19 protein-coding genes are annotated in these 20,334 nt (G+C 31.2%); 9 read left to right on the top strand and 10 right to left on the bottom strand.

Features of this window, described 5'->3' with window-relative positions; all coding sequences use genetic code 11:
* Positions 1 to 56 precede the first annotated feature (56 nt).
* From EHE19_RS03345 to EHE19_RS03335, 3 genes are all read right to left on the bottom strand, one after another.
* Positions 57 to 833, bottom strand: coding sequence for a GerMN domain-containing protein (locus EHE19_RS03345; RefSeq protein ID WP_137697607.1), 777 nt, complete (start codon positions 831 to 833; stop codon positions 57 to 59).
* Between the two features lie 256 nt (positions 834 to 1,089).
* A complete protein-coding gene (locus EHE19_RS03340) occupies positions 1,090 to 2,478 on the bottom strand; it encodes a sensor histidine kinase (protein ID WP_137697606.1) in 1,389 nt (462 codons plus the stop codon).
* Positions 2,479 to 2,652: 174 nt separating this feature from the next.
* Positions 2,653 to 3,525, bottom strand: a complete 873-nt coding sequence (locus EHE19_RS03335) for an NAD(P)/FAD-dependent oxidoreductase (RefSeq protein ID WP_137697605.1) — start codon at positions 3,523 to 3,525, stop codon at positions 2,653 to 2,655.
* Between the two features lie 385 nt (positions 3,526 to 3,910).
* Between EHE19_RS03335 and EHE19_RS03330 the strand changes: the two genes are divergently transcribed.
* The 4 genes from EHE19_RS03330 (at position 3,911) to EHE19_RS03315 (ending at position 5,778) form a co-directional block, all read left to right on the top strand.
* The gene (locus EHE19_RS03330; protein WP_137697604.1) at positions 3,911 to 4,123 is read left to right on the top strand and encodes a hypothetical protein; all 213 of its coding nucleotides are present in this window, start codon (positions 3,911 to 3,913) and stop codon (positions 4,121 to 4,123) included.
* A gap of 320 nt (positions 4,124 to 4,443) precedes the next feature.
* Entirely contained in the window at positions 4,444 to 4,755 is a 312-nt protein-coding gene (locus EHE19_RS03325) for a membrane trafficking protein (RefSeq protein WP_137697603.1), read from the top strand.
* A 129-nt stretch (positions 4,756 to 4,884) separates the two neighbouring features.
* Complete coding sequence (locus EHE19_RS03320; RefSeq protein ID WP_137697602.1) at positions 4,885 to 5,313, top strand: hypothetical protein; 429 nt, start codon at positions 4,885 to 4,887, stop codon at positions 5,311 to 5,313.
* 99 nt (positions 5,314 to 5,412) lie between these two features.
* Positions 5,413 to 5,778: a hypothetical protein gene (locus tag EHE19_RS03315; protein ID WP_137697601.1), complete on the top strand. Its 366-nt coding sequence runs from the start codon at positions 5,413 to 5,415 to the stop codon at positions 5,776 to 5,778.
* Here EHE19_RS03315 and EHE19_RS03310 read toward each other — a convergent pair.
* The 5 genes from EHE19_RS03310 to uvsE all read right to left on the bottom strand — a co-directional run bounded on the left by EHE19_RS03310 (position 5,775) and on the right by uvsE (position 12,754).
* Positions 5,775 to 6,662 carry a DUF2207 domain-containing protein gene (locus tag EHE19_RS03310; RefSeq protein WP_137697600.1) on the bottom strand — a complete coding sequence of 296 codons (888 nt, stop codon included), beginning with the start codon at positions 6,660 to 6,662 and terminating at the stop codon, positions 5,775 to 5,777. The two genes, EHE19_RS03315 and EHE19_RS03310, sit on opposite strands and share 4 nt — an antisense overlap.
* A 206-nt stretch (positions 6,663 to 6,868) precedes the next feature.
* Entirely contained in the window at positions 6,869 to 9,022 is a 2,154-nt protein-coding gene (locus EHE19_RS03305) for a Tex family protein (protein WP_190530475.1), read from the bottom strand.
* A 39-nt stretch (positions 9,023 to 9,061) separates the two neighbouring features.
* Positions 9,062 to 9,991, bottom strand: a complete 930-nt coding sequence (locus EHE19_RS03300; RefSeq protein ID WP_137697599.1) for a 1-phosphofructokinase family hexose kinase — start codon at positions 9,989 to 9,991, stop codon at positions 9,062 to 9,064.
* 565 nt (positions 9,992 to 10,556) lie between these two features.
* Positions 10,557 to 10,751 carry a DUF4177 domain-containing protein gene (locus tag EHE19_RS03295; protein ID WP_137697598.1) on the bottom strand — a complete coding sequence of 65 codons (195 nt, stop codon included), beginning with the start codon at positions 10,749 to 10,751 and terminating at the stop codon, positions 10,557 to 10,559.
* 1,040 nt (positions 10,752 to 11,791) lie between these two features.
* A complete protein-coding gene (gene uvsE / locus EHE19_RS03290) occupies positions 11,792 to 12,754 on the bottom strand; it encodes a UV DNA damage repair endonuclease UvsE (RefSeq protein WP_137697597.1) in 963 nt (320 codons plus the stop codon).
* Between the two features lie 331 nt (positions 12,755 to 13,085).
* Between uvsE and EHE19_RS03285 the strand changes: the two genes are divergently transcribed.
* The 4 genes from EHE19_RS03285 to EHE19_RS03270 all read left to right on the top strand — a co-directional run bounded on the left by EHE19_RS03285 (position 13,086) and on the right by EHE19_RS03270 (position 17,390).
* Entirely contained in the window at positions 13,086 to 13,502 is a 417-nt protein-coding gene (locus EHE19_RS03285; RefSeq protein ID WP_137697596.1) for a GtrA family protein, read from the top strand.
* Positions 13,503 to 13,631: 129 nt separating this feature from the next.
* Positions 13,632 to 13,895 (top strand): hypothetical protein, encoded by a 264-nt coding sequence (locus EHE19_RS03280; RefSeq protein ID WP_137697595.1) that lies wholly within the window; start codon positions 13,632 to 13,634, stop codon positions 13,893 to 13,895.
* A gap of 89 nt (positions 13,896 to 13,984) precedes the next feature.
* Positions 13,985 to 16,423, top strand: a complete 2,439-nt coding sequence (locus tag EHE19_RS03275) for a sugar phosphate nucleotidyltransferase (protein WP_137697594.1) — start codon at positions 13,985 to 13,987, stop codon at positions 16,421 to 16,423.
* Between the two features lie 61 nt (positions 16,424 to 16,484).
* Positions 16,485 to 17,390, top strand: a complete 906-nt coding sequence (locus EHE19_RS03270) for an RluA family pseudouridine synthase (protein ID WP_137697593.1) — start codon at positions 16,485 to 16,487, stop codon at positions 17,388 to 17,390.
* A gap of 199 nt (positions 17,391 to 17,589) precedes the next feature.
* Here EHE19_RS03270 and EHE19_RS03265 read toward each other — a convergent pair whose 3' ends face one another.
* Entirely contained in the window at positions 17,590 to 18,384 is a 795-nt protein-coding gene (locus EHE19_RS03265; RefSeq protein ID WP_137697592.1) for a CAP domain-containing protein, read from the bottom strand.
* Positions 18,385 to 18,854: 470 nt separating this feature from the next.
* Between EHE19_RS03265 and ispF the strand changes: the two genes are divergently transcribed.
* Entirely contained in the window at positions 18,855 to 19,325 is a 471-nt protein-coding gene (gene ispF / locus EHE19_RS03260; protein WP_137697591.1) for a 2-C-methyl-D-erythritol 2,4-cyclodiphosphate synthase, read from the top strand.
* A 235-nt stretch (positions 19,326 to 19,560) separates the two neighbouring features.
* Here the strand turns inward: ispF and ispD are convergent, their stop codons facing one another.
* Positions 19,561 to 20,301 carry a 2-C-methyl-D-erythritol 4-phosphate cytidylyltransferase gene (gene ispD / locus EHE19_RS03255; RefSeq protein WP_280513961.1) on the bottom strand — a complete coding sequence of 247 codons (741 nt, stop codon included), beginning with the start codon at positions 20,299 to 20,301 and terminating at the stop codon, positions 19,561 to 19,563.
* Between the last annotated feature and the right edge of the window lie 33 nt (positions 20,302 to 20,334).

Genomic DNA, 20,334 nt, shown 5'->3' with positions numbered 1-20,334 from the left:
TCAGAATATTCGTAAATCAATGTTATAGTTATTCCCAATCCGAGTAATAACTAATTTTACTCTAGCAATTCTTCATCTATCTCTCCAATTGTTTCTACATCATCAGCATCGTCAACTTTTTCTGTAGTAGTTTTTTTATCTTTTGAAGTATCTTCCTTTAATTTTTCCTTACTATTATCATTTGTTAATTCCTTATTGTCTGCAGCTGCTTCAACATTGCTGCTATTACCTGTTGGTTGTGATGTAATTATGTATGCTGATCTTGGATATGCAACATCAATTTGGTAGTTCCCTTTATACTCTTTTCTTACCTTGCCTTCAATTTTAAATTGTACTGATTTAATTTCCTTTATTTCAGTAAGAGAATTTACTATAGAATAAAGTGTTAACTGCTCTTTTTTCTTACCTCCTGGATGCTTATTAACAAATTCCTTTGACAGATCCACTGTAGCCACTCCATCCTTAATGGTCACATCAGAATGAACTGTCGTTCCCTCTGGAATAGAAGGCTGCAATTGGCTTCCTTTTTCTGGGCCTTTTATAAGTTCTTTTAAAATAACTGTAGCTAGATATGCATTTCCTTTATTTGCTTCAGCATTATCTATATATCTGATTTCTGGTGCTAGTTTATTACCCTGTTCATTTATAAAATATAGTTGAACTGGGGTTTTATCCTTTAACCCACTTGCTTCAGTGTCACCCATTGTGACACTACTAGTGGGAGTTAATTCGTCACTATTTGCAGCATCTCCATTATTATCAAGAAGAGCACAACCTGTAAAAATACTCATTATAATCCCACAAGCCAAAATTAAACTTAATAGTTTATGCATCTTTATGCCACCTCACACTAAAATGTTAAAATCTGATTTTTGATTATTTCCCTACACCACTATTTCTATGCCCAAGCTTAAAGAAGTATTCTAACATGTATGTATTTTTTATAAAAAGTATACAAATACAAAAGCGGAACCTATAGTCATTCTATAAGTTCCACTTTTATTCTATATTTATTAATTATTGTCAATTCTTCTATCTGAATAGTATAAATTAAAAAGTATAAATTCAAACTTATCAATATGATATTATCTAACTGTTTGATTCAGCCTTTACAGAAATACTGTTTAAGCTAAATACTCTTTTTGCAGGAAAAAACAGTGACATTTTGGTCCCTTGATTTACTTTACTAGATATTTTCAGGTTTCCCTTGTGGCATTTCATAACTCTATAACAGTAGCTTAGACCAAGTCCAAAATTATTATTACTTTTTTTAGTTGAGTAAAATGGAGTCAGTACCTTTTTAATATTTTCAGGATCAATCCCAATTCCATTGTCTATAACAGATAAACATACCTTATTATTCACATATTCTGATTCTATCCTAATAATTCCATTAGTCTCAATAGCTTCAATCGAATTTATAATCAAGTTTTTAAGAACCTCTGAAGCATGTACAGAATCTACGGTTACAGTAATATTTTCTTTGCACTTGTTAATTATTTTAATATCCTTATTAAAAAGCATAGGGGAAACCTGTGTAATTGTTTTATCAACTAAACTTTTTAGGTCATGGGGTTCTAAGTCCATATCATATATTCTGAATTTATTAATTCTCTGAGCGAAATCAGATAGATTTCTGCTAGAATTCTTAATGATATTTAATTTTCTCTCAGTATTTGCATCTAAGTTTGCTGTTGCCCGTATTGTATCAACACATAGATTAATTGTTGCAGATTCATTTTTAATAGCATGAGATATTATACTCATTCCACTCATAGTAGTATCTATAGCTTCATCTAAATTACTTCTTTCAACTCTAAGTCTTATACCAAGTATTCCGTGCTTAAATGCTATTGTAACAAATATTATAAACTGAGCCAGTATTATATATATATTTAGTTCCCATGCCCTATCAATACCCATTGCAACCGATAAGTAACTAGTCCACATTAATATTAAGGTGGTAGGAGTAGCACAAATGCAAACCAATACTTTATGATACCGCTCTGAACATTCTTTTTCTTTTATTACACTAATAATTAGTATAGCATTAGCAACTATGGTATATGGAACTACCCAAGCGGATAATAGTTTATAACTAGGCTCAAATTGTGGATATATAATAAATGTCCCAATACTTGGCATGGCTAATAAAAATAAAATAAAGTGTTTTGTAGCAGTACTAATCTTAATACCTAAAAACTTTGTAAAATAGAGTGCAAAGCACATAAATGCATATGTTGCAAAGTAATGATGCAATATATCCGCAATACATTGTATAATACAACAAATTTTCCATAATTTAATACAATTTAACTTTGCTACATAGGGTATAATATTGTCACTAAATATCACAGCAACACCACCAAAACCATTTAAAAAGAAGCAGGCACTTCCCCACCAAGCCCATGTGGTTTTAGGGTTTGCATAAATTAATAATATAGAAATAACCCATAATAATATAAAAGTTGCGAACATACTATATCTCCTAAATTTTGCATCAGCTTTTTTCTAGTAGTCATATTTTATCACTGATTGTAAATTTTTTCAAGCTATGGCAATATATTTAAGGATTTTGCAGTATTTCCGAAAGGTATTTAATAAAATAAAGTTTAATAAATACTCCAATATACATATTAGCAATATTCCTGCTTATAAACCTCTTACATATGAAATCATCTGCTTACCTGCTACAGCACCCTGACCAACTGCAGTTGAAATTTGCTTAAGTCCTTCTGTACAATCACCTGCAGCAAATAATCCTTTTAGGTTAGTCATTTGATTTTCATCAACCACTACTGAGTTCTTTTGTGTTATTACACCAAGCTTCCTGGCAAAATCTATACTTGAAGCTGATTCAAAGGCAATAAATAACCCATCAATAGTTTCTTTTGTTCCATCTTCAAAAATTATACTTTCAATAACATCCTTTCCATCAATACCTTTAATCACGTTTTTGTTTACACTAAATTTTGAAGCAAGCTTACTGAACTTATCTGACAGTTCTAATTCATTTCCATTTGTAAAAATAGTAATATTTTTGGTAAGAGGCTCTAACTCCATAGCTTCATGAATTACATAATCCTTATAACCTACCAGTCCAACCTTGAGTCCTCTGTAAAAAAATCCATCACAAGTTGTACAATAGCTAACACCTTTACCTTCAAATTCATTTAATCTATCAATTTTCAATTTCACAGTTTGCTGTCCAGTAGCCAATAAAACCGATTTACATGAATAATTTTCTCTAGTGGTATAAATTTCAAAAAATTCACCCTTTTCAATGGCAATTACTTCATTATCATCAAACTTAACGCCTAGTCTCTTTGCCTGTTTTTCTCCCTGTTCTAAAAGATATTTTCCTGAAACTGGTTCAGCAAATCCATAGTAATTTTCTATTCTATCAGCTTTACTTAAGGAACTCTTGTCTTGACCTATTATTAGTGTCCTTAAGCCTGCTCTTACAGTATAAAGTGAAGCAGAAATACCAGCAGGACCCTTGCCGATTATTATTACATCAAACATAATTTTTCTCCCCCTAATAAAATTTATTTCATTATAATTTTTTTATTCTATTTACTCTACTTAGTAAAAAGTTAGAGCAAACTCATTAATAATATTCATCCAAACTAACTTATCCTCTGTCCTAATTTATTTAGAACTAAGTCGCAGGTAAAGTACTTAGGCTTATTACCTATACGCAAGTACAGCTTATATAAATGGGATAACTAATTACTAAATATCAATTACTATTTATCTCTAATTTTTTTGATTAGTCTGATAGAGTTCATTAATCTACTAATATAATATACTAATTTTTATTATTTTCAAAATATGTTTTATTAATGTAACAACTTTTATTGAAATAACATATTATGCAATATCTTAATTATTTATTGGAGGTAAAGTTATGGGATGTTTTGGTGGAAGTAAAAGTTGTGACGGCGGCATTGGATGCGAATGGCTAATTATATTAGCAATAATTTTCTTCTGCTGCTGCAATGGTAGTAGTTCTGGTTGCTTATCAGACTTATTTAATGATTGCGATTGGTTAATTTGGCTTGCAATTATACTATTGTTAGTTTACCTTTGCTGCTGCAGAGAAGATGGCTGCTGCGATTAATTTAATGCAAGCGCCTATTAAAAGGCCAAAAGTACTTAATAGAAGCTTGGGTTATATATCCAAGCTTCTATTTCAAATTAAGAAGTGTAGTTTGTACATATTATGCATACCACTTGGCATAAACTGTTACTAGCTCGAAAATTATTTTTGTACTAATATGGTGCTTTTTCGAGCACCAAAAAACATAAGTTGTTCTGTCTTGTGGGTGCAGTAAACTAAAAGGTGAATAAAAGTGTTAAAAACACTCAACTCCGTAAAGCGGAGTTCTCCAATAAGTATTTAACCAAATTTGTTCCGAATTTCGGTGAGGGGAGGATTATATGGGAGATTCATTAAGTAAAAAGTTGCAAGAAATGATGGCAGATAAAAAGGTTCAGTCAAAAATAAATAAAGCCCTTGAAATGCTAAAAAAAGAAAGTCCAGAAGAAATCCAAAAGAAAATATCTAAAATTGACAAAGACGAAATAATGAAAAAAATTAATGAACTAGATGAAGATAAAATCAAAAATATAGATAAAGATGAATTAAAAAAGAAAATAACTAAAGAAGATTTAGATAAATTAGAAAAGATGCTTGGAAAAGACAGCGATGCCATAATGAAAAAAGTAAATGATTTTTTGAAATCCAAGTAATACTATTTCAGATATAAGGAAGCGGAGTTTACGTACTACATATAGTCGCCCAGATGCGGCTATTAAAAAAACTGATACCACATTTTTAAAAGCAAATTAGTATAAACTTGTAATTGGGAGGGTATTTGAATGAGTGACGACATTGGCGAGAAGTTTAAACAAATAGCAGAAATGCTAGGGGGACAAAACTCAAATGCAAATATCCCTGAAAATGTTAAGGGCTTACTAAACATGCTTATGTCTAGTAGCAGTACAAATGAAGAAAGCCCCTCAGAAGATGATTCTGGCACTTCTAATGAAGCTGAGCAGTCAAATAATAAAGAAAACAATAAAGAAACCAGTAGAGAAACTAATAAAGAAACAGACCAAGCAGATGAATTAACAAGAAAAGTTAAAAAGGCTATGAACGCACTTTCGCCTAATGACCCAAAAGTAAATCTTTTAAATGCACTTAATCCTTACTTAAACAAAAACAGACAGAAAAAACTTAAAAAGTGTATGAAGCTTATGCAAATGGGTAATTTAACAAGACTATTTGATGATTCTGATGAGCGATAAGATTATCAGAGGAAACAACTGAAAAAAAATAAAAAAGGGGGACCGAGTCCATGCTAGTAGATAATGTATTTAAATCAAATACTAAGCATGGATATAAGTATGGTTTATAGCAAGCATACACCAAAATCAAGAAAGTATAGAAAAAGTGAGCCTCATTCAAAGGATCACAATTTGAATATGCCTAATTTAGACACGCCCATATCTGATGAGCATGCTTTGCCACCCGCTGAAGTACCGATTAACAGAGAAAAAAAGAATCCCCCTGCATTCGGTTTTCTCACATCGTTATTTGGTTCGGGTGATAGAACTGAAAGGTCTGAAAAGGCACTGTTTAACATTTTGGGACACGATATTTATTTAGATGACTTAATTTTAGTAGGTCTCATCTTACTACTATTAACAGATAAAATTGAAGATGAAATTTTATTAATTATTCTTGCTTATCTGTTATTAGATATTTTTTAATCTTCAGCAGCTATTTTATTTAAGTTTTTATTGTACTTATTGAAAGACGAGAATACAAAGCATACTAACAGTGCAATATAAACAGTCTTATAAACAATATTTATTATAAGCAATAGGTTACTTGTAGCCCCAGAGACAACCTGTGCATTAGCCAAAGAAAAATTAGCTATTATGTAAACCGAATCAAATACTACCGCAGCAATGTCAAAAATAATTAATTTTGATAATAATGGCCAAAAGTTTTTATCTGATATCTTTTTAGCTATTTTAAAATGATTTTTGTCATATATCATAGCTGATGGATACCAAAATACTAAGTATTGCCTGAAAAAAGCATAGCTAAAAAACAATACTAATATAGTAATAATAAAAAGTAAAATGCCTGCAAATATATTTATCGCGCCACTAAAAGCACTGTCTATAAATATTGCAGCAGGAATAAATGCAATGAAAAGGTAAATTAAAAATAATATGCCGAGACTTAATGTCCATAGGTTCAATGAAATCATTCTAAAGAAGTACTTTTTAACTCCTGCGATAAATTCACTGCCCTCTTTTTTTGTCTTACCTTGCACTCCATTATTTAAAATATTGAAATATCCAGAAAATAAAAGTCCAAAAATCAACGCAAAAGCTACGACAAGTATAATCAAAATAAGAATTACTTTTACTGCTGTTTGTGGTACAAGCATTGTGTTAACCAAAAAATGAATTATGTTAATGTAAGCATCAAAAGGACTTCCTGTTTTAAACATTGAAACCCCGTAAAATAACGTTATAAAAAGGTTCTCAACAATACTTATAATTATACTGAGTAATATAGTCAATACAAGTATTGATGGCCTTTTAGTTAATAAACGAACAGCATTGTTCAGCGTTTCCATTGCTTCCCTTCTTTCTTTTACACAAAAATGTTCATACCACATTTTAATTCTTTGTTTTTCATTATATTTTTCATTATAACTGTATATAAATCATTTTGCTTTTAAAAAATTATAGATAGATATAATATAATATTTTAACACATAACAATATAACATATTATCATACTTTGAAAAAATCTCAAATAAATTTTATTGGTTTTTCCCCTCTAGTTAACCTCCCTCATACTCAGCGAAATCCTCTTTCTATCAACATCTACCTCTAGAACTCTAACTTTGACAATATCGCCTACAGACACTATCCCCATTGGATTCTTTACAAACTTGTCTGCAAGCTGTGAAATATGCACAAGCCCATCTTGATGTACACCGATATCAACAAAAGCACCAAAGTCAGCAACATTTCTGACCGTTCCCGTAAGTACCATTCCAGGTCTTAAATCCTCCATGCCAAGTACATCTGTCCTGAGTACAGGCTTTGGCAGTTCGTCTCTTGGATCTCTTCCAGGCTTTAATAACTCATTAACAATGTCTCTTAATGTTGGCACTCCAACTTCAAGTTCTTCTGCAACCTTGTCTATTCCATATTGCTCAACCTTTTTATCCAATCCATTCAGCTTTTTAAGCTTAACATCAGATAATTCATAACCCATTTTTTCTAAAAGCATTTTCGCAGCTTTATAAGATTCAGGATGGACAGAGGTATTATCAAGTATATTATCACCATCAGCTATTCTAAGGAAACCAGCACATTGCTCAAAGGTTTTGTCACCAAGCTTTTTAACCTTTTTAATTTCATTTCTGTTTTTGAATTTGCCATTTTGTTCTCTATACTCTACAACGTTCTTTGCAATAGCAGCTGAAACACCTGAAACATATGATAATAAAGACGCAGAAGCAGTATTCAAATCAACCCCAACATTATTTACACAAGCCTCTACCACGCCACCTAAAGATTCATCCAACCTTTTTTGATTCATATCATGCTGATACTGTCCTACACCAATAGCCTTAGGGTCAATCTTTACTAATTCTGCCAGCGGATCCTGAAGTCTTCTTGCAATTGAAACAGCACTACGAAGAGCCACGTCGAAGTCTGGAAACTCTTCTGCTCCAAGCTTTGAAGCAGAATATACAGAAGCACCTGCCTCACTAACAACCATGTAATAAACCTTTCTATCTATCTCTCTTAATAGTTCAGCGACAAACATTTCTGATTCTTTTGAAGCTGTACCATTTCCGATGGAGATAATATCTACATTATGTTTTTCAATTAAATTTTTTAGTTTAACCTTTGCTTCCTCCACTTTATTTTGTGGTGGCGTAGGATAAATTACAGTAGTTTCAAGTACCTTTCCAGTTTCATCAACAACAGCAATCTTACAGCCTGTCCTGTAAGCAGGATCTAATCCCAATACAACTCTATCTTTAACTGGGGGCTGGAGAAGAAGATTTCTGAGATTTTCTGAAAATACCTTAATTGCCTGTTCCTGTGCAACTTCAGTTAATTTATTTCTAATGTCTCTTTCTAGTGATGGAAAAATCAATCTAGAATAGGAGTCTTCAATTGCAAGTTCAACATATCTTCCCATATCAGCATTAGTATTTCGTATTGATTTCCCTTTAAGATACAGCAGACATTTAGAGTTATCAACATCTATTTTTACTTGCAGAAACTCTTCCTTTTCACCTCTATTTATAGCCAAAACTCTATGATTTGCTATTTTAGAAACAGGCTCTTTAAAATCATAGTACATTCTGTAAACAGAATCCTTTTCTTTTTTAGCAGTGGAGATTATTAAACCCTCTCTAAAAATAATTTCCCTCAAAGCTTTTCGGTACTCTGCATTATCAGAAATTTCCTCTGCTATTATATCCATTGCACCTGCTATTGCTTCTTCTACAGTATTTACGCCCTTTTCCGCATCAATATATTGTGAAGCTAATTCCTCAACTGTAGTTCGTGATGGCATCTGAGCATAAATAATTGATGCTAAAGGCTCTAAACCCTTCTCTTTTGCAATTGATGCGCGAGTCTTTCTTTTAACCTTATATGGTCTGTAAAGATCTTCAATCTCCTGAAGCGTAACTGCTTTATCTAATGCCTTGCTAATTTCTTCTGTAAGCTTGCCCTGCCCATCTATCAGTCTTTTAACATCCTCTCGCCTTTCATTTAGGTTTCTCAAGTACACTAAGCGTTCGTATAATTCTCTAAGCACTTGGTCATTTAATTCGCCTGTTACTTCCTTTCTGTAACGAGCTATAAAGGGTATTGTATTTCCTTCGTCAATTAAATTAACAGTGTTTTGTACTTGAGAAGGCTTTAAATTAAATTCCTTAACCAATTGTTCAATAATATTCATAATAACCTCCATACTGAGTTCTAGCATAAAATAGTAAAACTATATTCTTTCAATTACAATGTCTTTTCTTAATTGTTCAACTCTTTCATTATTTATCAAACCAATTTCAAGAAATTCGGTATTTGATGAAGCACATGCAACGCCAAGCCTAAAGCATTCCTCAAGCCCCAGTCCCTTTGCCAAGCCAGTACTGATGCCTGCTACCATTGAATCCCCAGAGCCTATGGTATTTATCACATTAACATTAACGGGATATGCTTTATATGCAGCGTTCTCACTCACCAACAGGGCACCCTCTGCACCTAATGAAGTGACAACAACCTTTACACCTATATTTATTATCTCCCTGCAAGCCTTCAGAATTTCAGAATCAGTAGTAAAATGTGACTTATAATATGTTGATAGTTCTCTCAAGTTTGGTTTTATCAGATAGGGCTTAGCATTAATTCCTTGTTTAAGTACATCTCCACTAGCATCTAAAATTGTTTTAATACCTAGTTTGTTTGCCTCGTCAATAAGATTGGCATAGGTATCAGCTCCTAGACCTTTTGGAAGTCCTCCTGAGCAAACAAGTACTTTTGTTTGTTTTATGTTTTTATTAAAGCTTTCGAGAAAACTTTGCCAAGAATAATCACTTATTGTGGGTCCTTCTTCTAATATTTCTGTTTCCCGATTATTTACCTTATCTATAATATTATTATTTGTTCTTGATTGGCCTTCTACTTCTATTAAATATGACTTTGCCCCTGTTTTAAGGATGTTGTCCTCCAACCATTGACCGGTGTTACCCGCTTTGAAACCTAGTACAGCTACTTCTGCTTCCAGCATTCTAGAAACCCTAGCAACATTGATACCCTTGCCGCCAGCTGATTGTATACAATTATTAACCCTATATAATTCTCCTGCACGAAAACTATCAATCACATAAATTTTATCTATGGCTGGACTTAATGACAATACTGTAATCATTTGAATTCTCCGATTTAATTTTTTAGTTGCAATTTTATATTAATAGTACAACTTTCGCATTTATAATTGCCAGTGTGGAATACTTTATCAAATGAAAAGTAATATAATGGCTTAAAATTTAATTATCTTTCTTGTAAAAAAACTATTGATTGATAATTCTCCCGCACTAAATAGACTTATATACGAAAATTGAATTAAAAAGATTAAACATCATTAATATTAATCTGCTAAATTTAGTTATTAATTTAAAGCATAAAACAATTAACATAAAAAATTCTACGATTCAAAACTAAACGCGAGTTATATTATACCATTAAAAATATATATGTGGAATAAATGAAGTTTCAGTTATCATATCTTTACTTAATTTATTCAATTTTTTAAACAAACAAAAACTAGTCAGTCCTGTTAAGGATATGACCAGTAATTAAGCAGAGCATTTATTGTTGCCTTGAATCTCTAGTTGAGATTAATTATTTTGCATCAACCACTCTAAAAAGAAGCTTTCAAAAGTGTCTTCCCATGCAAATTGTAATAATAAGCTGTATGTATCCACTCTTATACTTTAGCAAGGACGTTTTAAAATGGTAATCACCTTTCTAGTAGTACCTTGTCCTATATTTAGTGTAAAACTTGAAGCAACTTCCCAGCCATCTTTACCAAGAATATTTAAGTCGTCACTAAAGTTTTGTATATCAATTTGCCCTCCTAAAAGCCCTTTACATTCCGCCTCAATTACTTTATATTCCCATTTTAGCATCACCGTCACCACCTAACATATATAAAAAGTATCTAATGCTAATAAATACTTGTTTGATTTTTTCTATAAGTATTATATCATTTATTCCAATTTGTTTATAATTAATTATTTTTTACCATTGCTTTTTAAGAAAAACACTTTCTGAAATGATTCATTACGCTTTATTTACATCAAAAAATATGTTAATTTGATTTACATCATATTATATCTCTATAATTTATGGAAATATGTTCAAATTATCCGGCAGCACTTGATCGTTAAATAAAATCTGATCTTTGCGTGATTTATTGCTATACATTTTTTTAGTACAACTACGCAAGTCTTATAATAACTTAAATGGATTAACCATTTGAACTGCAACATCCTAAACATAAATAAAAAGAGAATATGTGTTTATCACAATTCTCTTTTTATCAGTTAATGCAAATTATCTACTATAAATAAAAGAACTATTTACTGTTCTTGCTATTTTTAGTTTTTCCACCGCCATTATTATTCTTATTTTCACCAACCTGATCATTATCAAATGTTGTATTATCAACACTACTCTTTTTCTTACCTTTACCCATGTACAACTTCCTTTCTAATTATTAATAATTGTTTTGTTTAGACTTAACAGCTAAATAGCTATTAAATCAATATCAATATTAATTATTTCATAGTTTAGCAAATTTTATTCTAATTTTATGAGTCGTGCTAAATTATTTTGACTTAGTTTGCAGATAGACTACGTTATGCTTATACTGGTACGCGAGTATAACTTATATAAATGGGATGCTTGATTAAAGATATTTGTTTGAATATGTTGGTGAAGAATAGTTAATTTTACCGTAAAACCTACACGATGTAGGTTTTAGCGTAACAATAAAGCATGGATGCTGAATGTAAGCTGCGGTAAAATTAACTATATTGAGCCAATACAAATTCAACAAATATCTTGGGAATAGCCCATTTAGATAAATTTGTACGGGAGTACCAGTAAGCCTTACTATATTCTATCTGCAAAATTCAAAAAATAGTTAGCACAATGCATGTTTTAGCTATATCTTAAATGTTGCTTTATTAATCTGAACTATCCCCTCAGTTTCCTTCAGCTTTTCAGAAAGCTCCAGCAACGCTCTGTCCTTCATTTTGCACTCAAGTATAAAATCAATATCTTTATTAATAACCTTAACTTTATTCAAAAAACTAACAAAGTCTGAATAGTCAATATAATCTGCATGACTTCGATATTCTTTATTGCTTTTAGGACTTGAAAAATGAAGCTTTGGAGGATAAATTTCTCCATTCCATGTATTAAAAATTCTAGGTAAAAGTTCTTCTATTTCCTCACCATTATTTACACAATTATGATGGTGAACATCTAATACCATTGGAATATTTAGGTCCTCACAAATTCCTAATACGTCGGCTGCTGTAAAAGCTTTATCGTCGTTTTCTAAAATAATCCGTTTACGAATTCTATCAGGAAGCTTTAAATAATTTTTTTTAAATCGCTTTATTGCTTGCTCTTTATCGCCGTACACACCTCCAACATGAAGTACCAATTTGTACCTGTAATCGTCAAGTCCCATTGCTTCAAATATTCTAACATGATAGTCAAGGTCTCTAATGGATGCTTCGAGCACTTCTGCCTTTACAGAGTTCAAAAGTGTAAAATGGTCTGGATGAGCACTAACTCTAAAATTATTAGCTTTTATATATTCTCCAATACGCCTAAATTCTTCTTGAAATTCTTCGCTATAATTCCAGCCAAATAGTTCATTATGAGTGGCAAGAGGTATAAGCTTGGAAGTAATCCTATAAACTTCTATGTTTTGAGCAGCATTATTTTTAAGTATTCTCAACGTATTCTCAAGATTACTCCTTGATACTCGTGCAAGCCTTATTCTCTTAGCATTTTCATCCTTAAGTTTTTTATATGTTGTATAAGTAACTGTACCTGACGGCGAACAATTTTCCAAATCCAATGTCATAGCTACAAAGCCAAGTCTAAATATCATTTGAGTCTCCTATACTTTTGTTCGAGTATGTTTTATTATTCCCATTCTTTCTAAATTAATTATGTAAATTTAATTTCAATGTGAACTCAAAAAGCAGATTTTTTACTATTCAGTCTTTACTTTAGCAATCAATACTTGTCAACAAAACCATTGATAAATTTGAATGTCCATGGAATAAACCATTTTAATAGACAAAATAGCACCGAAATTTTCACCTTTTATTATATTTTTTCATGCCAGCTATTTATTTTAAAGTAAGATATGGTAAAATTTAATTAATAGTATATTTTGCTATTATATGAACATTATTTTTATTTATACAAAGGACAAAATGAGTAATTGTAACTTATTAATAAACAAATTTATAGAAAAGTTTGGTCAATTAATTAAATATGGTTTAGTAGGCATAGTAAATACATTAATAACTGCAATAGTACTATTTACATTAATGAATTGCTTCGGGGTGTCTTACAAAACCTCAAACGCTATAGGATATGTTGCAGGTTTTGTTAACAGCTTTATTATGAATAAGCTTTGGACATTTAAAGATAGCAAAGCACCAATAACAAAACAATTTTTGCGTTTTTCAGCTGTTTTTGTTATATGCTATTTACTTCAGCGATGGTTGCTTATATTTTTAGTTGAGGAGTTATTTATTAATAAAAATATATCTCAGCTTATTGGCATGATTTTTTATACTTTAATTAGTTTTGTTTTTAATAAATTGTTTGCCTTTAAGAACAGCTGAGAAGCTTAAATAGTTTACCTAACCCTGTATTTAGCTTGCAATAATAATTATGGTACTTTTATCCAAGATATTTCTTTAATATTTGTTAATACTAAATTTATAGTATTTTCAATATTGGAGGAGATATCTATGGATGAAAAAATTACCGCATTATACACAAACTTATATGATGCTAATGCAGCCATAACTAATTTAAAGACAAATGGAATAAAAATGGCAAATTTGAACACATCAGATTATGGACTTCATGTTGGATTCGGTCAAAAAATGATACCGCGCAAATTCCCGGGTGCTATTAATTCAACTGTTGTTAAGTTAGAAATCAATGTGGATTCAACTAATAAGGATAATGCTATTTCTGTGGTAGAAGGAAGCTATGGTGTGATAGATTAGAAATAATTAGAGGATTATTTAAAAAAATATTGAATATAATGTTATAGATTTTTCCAGGAAGTAAAATACCAGTATCGTGGGGTGTAGCTATGAAAGCTATTATTATGGCCGGCGGAGAGGGTTCAAGACTTAGACCTCTTACTTGTAATTTACCGAAACCAATGGTTTCTGTGATGAATAAGCCAGTTATGGAACATACTATCAATTTACTAAAAAAATATGGTATTACCGATATTGGCGTTACCCTAATGTATCATCCTCAACATATTAAGGATTATTTTGGTAATGGAAAAAATTTAGGAGTCAACATCACATATTTTCTTGAAGATACACCTCTCGGTACAGCTGGAGGGGTAAAGAACGCTCAAAGCTTTTTAGATGAAACATTTATTGTAATCAGTGGTGATTCTATTACAAATTTAAACATAGCTGAAGCGATAAAATTCCATAAAGAAAAGAATTCTATTGCCACAATTGTTTTAAATAAAGTTGACGTACCACTTGATTATGGAGTTGTATTAACTAATTCGGATGGTTCCATTACTGGCTTTGTTGAAAAACCAAGTTGGGGAGAAATATTCAGTGACACAGTTAATACTGGCACTTATATCCTTGAGCCAGAAATATTTAATTATATTGAGCCTAATAAAAATACCGATTTTAGTCATGATGTATTTCCTTCTCTCCTATTTGCTTCTGAGAAGCTATATGGGTATGTCAGTACGGATTATTGGTGTGATATAGGGGATATAAGATCATATGTAAGGTCTCAATGTGACTTATTAGAAAAAAAACTTAAAATTGATTTTGATGGAGTTCAGATAAAAGAAGGTGTTTGGGTAGGCAGCGGTACAATTATTGAAAGTACTGCTGAAATAAATGGTCCATGTATAATAGGATCTAACTGTAAAATAGGAAATGGTACTTTAATCGATAACTGTACGATAATTGGAAATAATACCATTATCGAAGACGATGTATCTATTGTCCGTAGTATTATTTGGGACAATTGTTATATAGAGTATGGAAGTGAACTCAGAGGTGCCATACTTTGCAACAGAGTAAATCTAAAGCACTATGTATCCTTATTCGAAAATTCTGTTATAGGTGAAGGCTGTAAAATTAGTGAACGAGTTATTGTTAAGCCTAATATAAAAGTTTGGCCAGAAAAAATAATTGATCCTTTTGCAATTGTTGACAGAAATATGATATGGGGTACAAAACACACTAACAAAATTTATGGTCAAAACGGTATCTCTGGAATTATAAATGTAGATATTTCTCCTGAATTTGCTACAAGACTAGGAGCTGCATATGGCTCTCAGTTCAAAATAGGTTCTAGAGTTGTTGTCAGTTCTACAAATTCAAATTCAGCAAGAATGTTTAAGCACGCATTTATATCTGGTATATTATCAGTTGGTGTTGAAGTTTATAATATGAGCAGTCTTTTAACGCCTATTGCACGAGCCGCCATAGGATTTTTGGCTGTTGAAGGGGGCATACATATAAAGACTGACACTCAAAATGATAATATGATTAGAGTAGACTTCATGGACGGAAGAGGTGCTGCTATAAGTCGTTTTAATGAGCGTAAAATAGAAAATTCCTTTTTTAAAGAGGATTTCAAAAGATGTTCAGCCGATCAAATCAGACGGCTAAATAATATAACTGATTTTAGCATATATTATATGCGTTCAATATATAGCAAAGTTGATATGGCACTAATCAAAGCAAAAAAACTAAAGATATGTATTTATTCACAAACAGAATTTGTATCGTCAATGGTTGTTTCAATGCTTAATGACTTAGGTTGTACAACTAGTTGCTTTACATATAGCAATAACTATGATTTGGATCAAATTAGACAAAGCATTGAAAACACATGCTCTGATTTTGCAGCAGTAATTGACAAAAACGCTGAAAACCTTGTTTTAGTTAATAAAACTGGCAGAGTTATTAAGGACGATTTATTTCAAGCATTTATTGCATTGATAATATTCAGAACTTCTCCAGGCTCAACTTTCTTTGCACCTATTACTGGTTCAGAGGTAATCGACAAGCTTGCGCTTAAATATAATTGTAAAGTTAAACGAACAAAAAATTCATCTTATGCAATAATGGATGAAATCTTGAATAATAATTTTGATAAAGAAACTAAACAGTTTATTTTAAGCTTTGATGCTATTGCTGGACTAATTTATATAGTTGAATATATTTGTTCTTCTAATACTAGTTTGATTGAACTTTTATCTGAAATCCCAGAATTCTTTATGACAAGCAAAAGTATTCATTGTCCTTGGGAATTAAAAGGTAAAATTATGAAAACAATTATAAACGAACAAAATTTGAAAAAAATAGAGTTATTAGACGGAATAAAGCTTTATTCAAGTCAAGGTTGGGTTTTTTTACTGCCTGACGCTGATAAGCCTATTTTTAAAATAATATCTGAAGGCAATTCAAGCCTCGAATCTGAAGCCTTATGTAATAAGTATTATAATTTGTTAGAAAGGATTATTGAGAATAACTAAATAATGACATCCCTCAATATATTTGGGTTTAAATATTTTGTTGTCCTAATTGAAATATATAATGAGAACAGTAATTGCAGAAAATAAACACGATAGTAAAAAGATAGAAAAAGTTATAAGGGATTTTTTCCCCAACTTAGCCTCAGGCATGTTGTTCAAAGCACTACGAAAAAAAGATATTAAGGTAAATGGTGTTCGAGTAAAAGAAGACTATGTAGTATCAAGCGGAGATAAAATTGACATTTATATAATCGATGATTTCCTGTTTGGAAAAAGTGATGAGGGCTATAATGTTGTTTTTGAAGATAATAATCTCTTGATAGTAAATAAAGCTCAAGGTGTACCTGTACATCCCGATAATAATCAAAAAGAAGCTACTCTTATAGATAAGCTTCAAAAACAATATGGCCCTGAAATTGCATTATGTCACAGACTAGACAGAAACACCAGTGGCTTGGTTATACTTGCAAAAAATCAGGCAACACTGGATATCATGCTCAATAAAATAAAGCACAGAGAAGTACAAAAATATTATAATTGCATTGTCTCGGGCGTTATGGAAAAGAAACAAGCTGAACTTACTGACTACCTAGAAAAAAACAAGAAGATCAGTAAAGTCTTTATTTCAAATAAAAAGTCCAAAGAATCAGTTAAAATTGTTACTAGATATAACGTAATTAAGTCATTAGATGACCTAAGTCTGCTAGAAGTAGAGCTCATTACAGGCAGAACTCATCAAATTCGTGCACATCTTGCATTTTATGGTCATCCAATAATTGGTGATGGTAAGTATGGTAAAAATGCTGAAAACAGAAGGTACAACGCAAAATATCAAATGCTTTGTGCTAATAAGCTTACTTTTGCTTTTACAAGTCCAGCAAAACACCTTGATTATTTGAAGAATAAAACAATTTCAATCGCTCCGCCTTTTGATTTAGAAGACATAATTAAAAATCAAAAGAAATAAATATAACTTAATAAATCCAACTTTCTATTGATAAGTTTAACACCTATGATTTTTAAACTTGGAAAATTGAATTAATAAAGTAATAAATTAAGTGCTTGAAACTATTGTCGTTAGATTCAAGCACTTTTTAAATTGTGTTTTTACTCAAACTTCATATGTGAATCTATACTTACTGAATTAAGATCTGGTGTGATAACTGTTACGTTTTCTTTATAAACATCTGTACAAATATCTTTCCGTATGTTGGGCTGTCTACAATTCCAATTCCTGTATGTGTAAACTTTTTATTATAAAGATTATTTCCGCTCTCATTTGTCCAAGCCTTTACAGCCTTTTCAATTGTCTGATTTCCAGCTATATTTTCACCTGCAGCACTAAATTTAATATTATACTTTTTCATCATATCAAAAGGTGAGCCATAGAATTTTGATGTATGGCTAAAATAATTATTATCTTTCATATCCTTAGCCTTTAATCTTGCTATATTTACTAGATCAGCATCAAACTCTAATGCTGCTAAACCCTGTTTCTTTCTCTCATTATTTATCAAATCCAGCAATGCCTGTTCATCAGCTGAAATATCCTTAACCTTTGCTGCATCAGCAGTCACAGTATTTACGGCTTTTGCAGGGGTAGCTGAAGCAGTTTTTGTATTGGTTTTACTTGTTGTTTCCTTTACCTCTTTAACCTTGACATATTGAGATGTAATTGCTCCTACATTGCCGCTTGAACCAACATAAACAGCATACCAATCCCCCATCTTCCCAATAATAGTAATATCCTGATTTTTTTTGAGTTTACATATAATATCAAAAGTAGTTGCAGGACCAGTACGTAAATTTACATTTGATGCAGTAACTACACCAGGTGTAAGTTCCATGCTTTTATAGGCTTCAGATGCCTCAACCTTGAACTGACCTGTTCCCATCGGAATTACAGTAAATAATGTAACCAAAATAAGTAATGTTGCAGACAATAATCTCCTTTTTATCATAGAATCCTCTCACTCCTCATTAGCACACAAAAATATTAAATATTAAGCAATAAGTTAAAATACTAATTTACATAGTTTTAATCCAGAAATCGTTATTAATGTACAATAACAAATCATAGATAAAACCCATATGCTTTTAGTATTGACATGTTTTTCATATTTATTAGCTTTTTGAGAAATATATTACCCAAATATCTAACATAAAAAATAAAACTTAACTAAGTTAAATTAACACAAAAAGTTATGTTAATATTATTGATATAAAAACTTATTAATAATATCATAGTTAAGTCTTTTAAATATACAGGAAAGCCTACGTACTATTAATCAATATCTTTATATCTAATAATTGACTCAATTGGGCAATTTTTATGCACTTGAAGAGTTATACCATGTATAATATAATTATTGTAATATTTATAGAAAATTAACTGTTAAAAACATTATCATTAAAAAGTGGAGATAAACTTATGAAAGTTGGAATAGGACAAGATAGTCATAAATTTGATTTAAATAATACTCAGAAAAAATTCATTCTTGGTGGAGTAGTATTTGATGGTGTAACACCTCTCGCAGGAAACAGTGACGCAGATGTTGTTCTTCATGCTCTAACTAATGCTATTTCAGGAGTTACAGGTGTTAATATTTTAGGTGAAATAGCTGATAAAATGTGCTTAGAGAATGGAATTACAGATAGTTCAGCCTATGTTTTGGAAGCACTGAAATATCTGGACAATATAAAAATTGTACATGTTTCAATTACCATAGAGTGTTCATATCCTAAAATATCCCCTAAAATAGCTGAAATGCAGAAAGTGATTGGCGAATTACTGGGTCTTCCTGAAAATAGCGTTGGAATTACGGCCACTACAGGTGAAGGGCTTACTGCTTTTGGTCAAGGAAAAGGTATCCAGGCCTTTTGTTGTGTAACAGCATTATAATACCTAAATTCAATGTAAATTTTTACGAACTGTAGAAAAATTTTATTACATCAGCAAAAAACAATTCTAATGCAGATGAATTTACAAGAGAGTTTGCAAGGCTATTGAAAGAAGGTGTATCTCAATGAAAAAGCTAGATTTATTCATAAATAATTACTGGTGCATGTCATGTTCATCTAAAGAATCAGACTTGCACCAGTTTTTTAAAGCTATATATTTGTTGAATTAATAATTATTAAGCATCCTTATTGCTTCTTGCAATTGACTCACCTATAATTAAATCCTCAGGTGTAGTAATTTTTATATTCTTGTAGCTGCCTTCAATAATTTTAACTTGTATTCCCTGTCTCTCTACTAAAACTAAATCATCCGTACCAATATAACCACTTTGAATTGCCACTTTATGTGCATTCATTATAATGTCATATGTAAAAGCTTGAGGCGTCTGAATGCTCCATAGGCTGCTTCTGTCAGGAGTAGTTGTCACAAATCCATTTTGGTCACATATTTTTATAGTGTCTTTAAGCCTGACACCTACTCCACATGCGCCGTATTCTTTTGCAGCTGATATACAATCAATAATGTTCTTTTGAGAAACAAAGGGTCTTGCGCCATCATGAATCAACACAATTTTCCTGCTCTCATCAGTAGCACATAAACCTTTATATACTGAATTTTGACGTTCAGAACCACCACTAATTAATTCTTTAACCTTTGAAAAATTATATCGTTTTATAATATTATGTCTGCAATACTCAATGTCAGCTTCATTTACCACTACAATAATATCAGAAATAGCTTCACAATTTTCAAATACGGCAATTGTTCTAGCCAAAACAGGTATTCCAGCAATATCAATATACTGTTTATTGATATCGGAATTCATTCTTGTTCCTTTTCCAGCCGCTGTAATTATTGCTGTTGCCTTCTCAGTTATTTCATTACTTACTAAACCAGCTTCTTTATTTAAACCCAATTTTGCTTCTAACCTCCACTAGTTTAATTTTTT

The sequence above is a fragment of the Ruminiclostridium herbifermentans genome (assembly GCF_005473905.2).
Classification (GTDB): domain Bacteria; phylum Bacillota; class Clostridia; order Acetivibrionales; family DSM-1351; genus Ruminiclostridium; species Ruminiclostridium herbifermentans.
Note: the sequence above shows the minus strand (reverse complement) of the source record. Positions and strands in the feature narration are given on the sequence as shown.

Bases quoted from the DNA above. Each gene is read 5' to 3' on its own strand.
- EHE19_RS03335 (WP_137697605.1), bottom strand. From the start codon at position 3,525: ATGTTTGATGTAATAATAATCGGCAAGGGTCCTGCTGGTATTTCTGCT.
- EHE19_RS03265 (WP_137697592.1), bottom strand. From the start codon at position 18,384: ATGATAAAAAGGAGATTATTGTCTGCAACATTACTTATTTTGGTTACA.
- EHE19_RS03345 (WP_137697607.1), bottom strand. From the start codon at position 833: ATGCATAAACTATTAAGTTTAATTTTGGCTTGTGGGATTATAATGAGT.
- EHE19_RS03285 (WP_137697596.1), top strand. From the start codon at position 13,086: ATGAGTAATTGTAACTTATTAATAAACAAATTTATAGAAAAGTTTGGT.
- EHE19_RS03340 (WP_137697606.1), bottom strand. From the start codon at position 2,478: ATGTTCGCAACTTTTATATTATTATGGGTTATTTCTATATTATTAATT.
- EHE19_RS03305 (WP_190530475.1), bottom strand. From the start codon at position 9,022: ATGAATATTATTGAACAATTGGTTAAGGAATTTAATTTAAAGCCTTCT.
- EHE19_RS03275 (WP_137697594.1), top strand. From the start codon at position 13,985: ATGAAAGCTATTATTATGGCCGGCGGAGAGGGTTCAAGACTTAGACCT.
- EHE19_RS03330 (WP_137697604.1), top strand. From the start codon at position 3,911: ATGGGATGTTTTGGTGGAAGTAAAAGTTGTGACGGCGGCATTGGATGC.
- EHE19_RS03295 (WP_137697598.1), bottom strand. From the start codon at position 10,751: ATGCTAAAATGGGAATATAAAGTAATTGAGGCGGAATGTAAAGGGCTT.
- EHE19_RS03270 (WP_137697593.1), top strand. From the start codon at position 16,485: ATGAGAACAGTAATTGCAGAAAATAAACACGATAGTAAAAAGATAGAA.
- EHE19_RS03310 (WP_137697600.1), bottom strand. From the start codon at position 6,662: ATGGAAACGCTGAACAATGCTGTTCGTTTATTAACTAAAAGGCCATCA.
- ispF (WP_137697591.1), top strand. From the start codon at position 18,855: ATGAAAGTTGGAATAGGACAAGATAGTCATAAATTTGATTTAAATAAT.
- EHE19_RS03320 (WP_137697602.1), top strand. From the start codon at position 4,885: ATGAGTGACGACATTGGCGAGAAGTTTAAACAAATAGCAGAAATGCTA.
- uvsE (WP_137697597.1), bottom strand. From the start codon at position 12,754: ATGATATTTAGACTTGGCTTTGTAGCTATGACATTGGATTTGGAAAAT.
- EHE19_RS03280 (WP_137697595.1), top strand. From the start codon at position 13,632: ATGGATGAAAAAATTACCGCATTATACACAAACTTATATGATGCTAAT.
- EHE19_RS03300 (WP_137697599.1), bottom strand. From the start codon at position 9,991: ATGATTACAGTATTGTCATTAAGTCCAGCCATAGATAAAATTTATGTG.
- EHE19_RS03315 (WP_137697601.1), top strand. From the start codon at position 5,413: ATGGTTTATAGCAAGCATACACCAAAATCAAGAAAGTATAGAAAAAGT.
- EHE19_RS03325 (WP_137697603.1), top strand. From the start codon at position 4,444: ATGGGAGATTCATTAAGTAAAAAGTTGCAAGAAATGATGGCAGATAAA.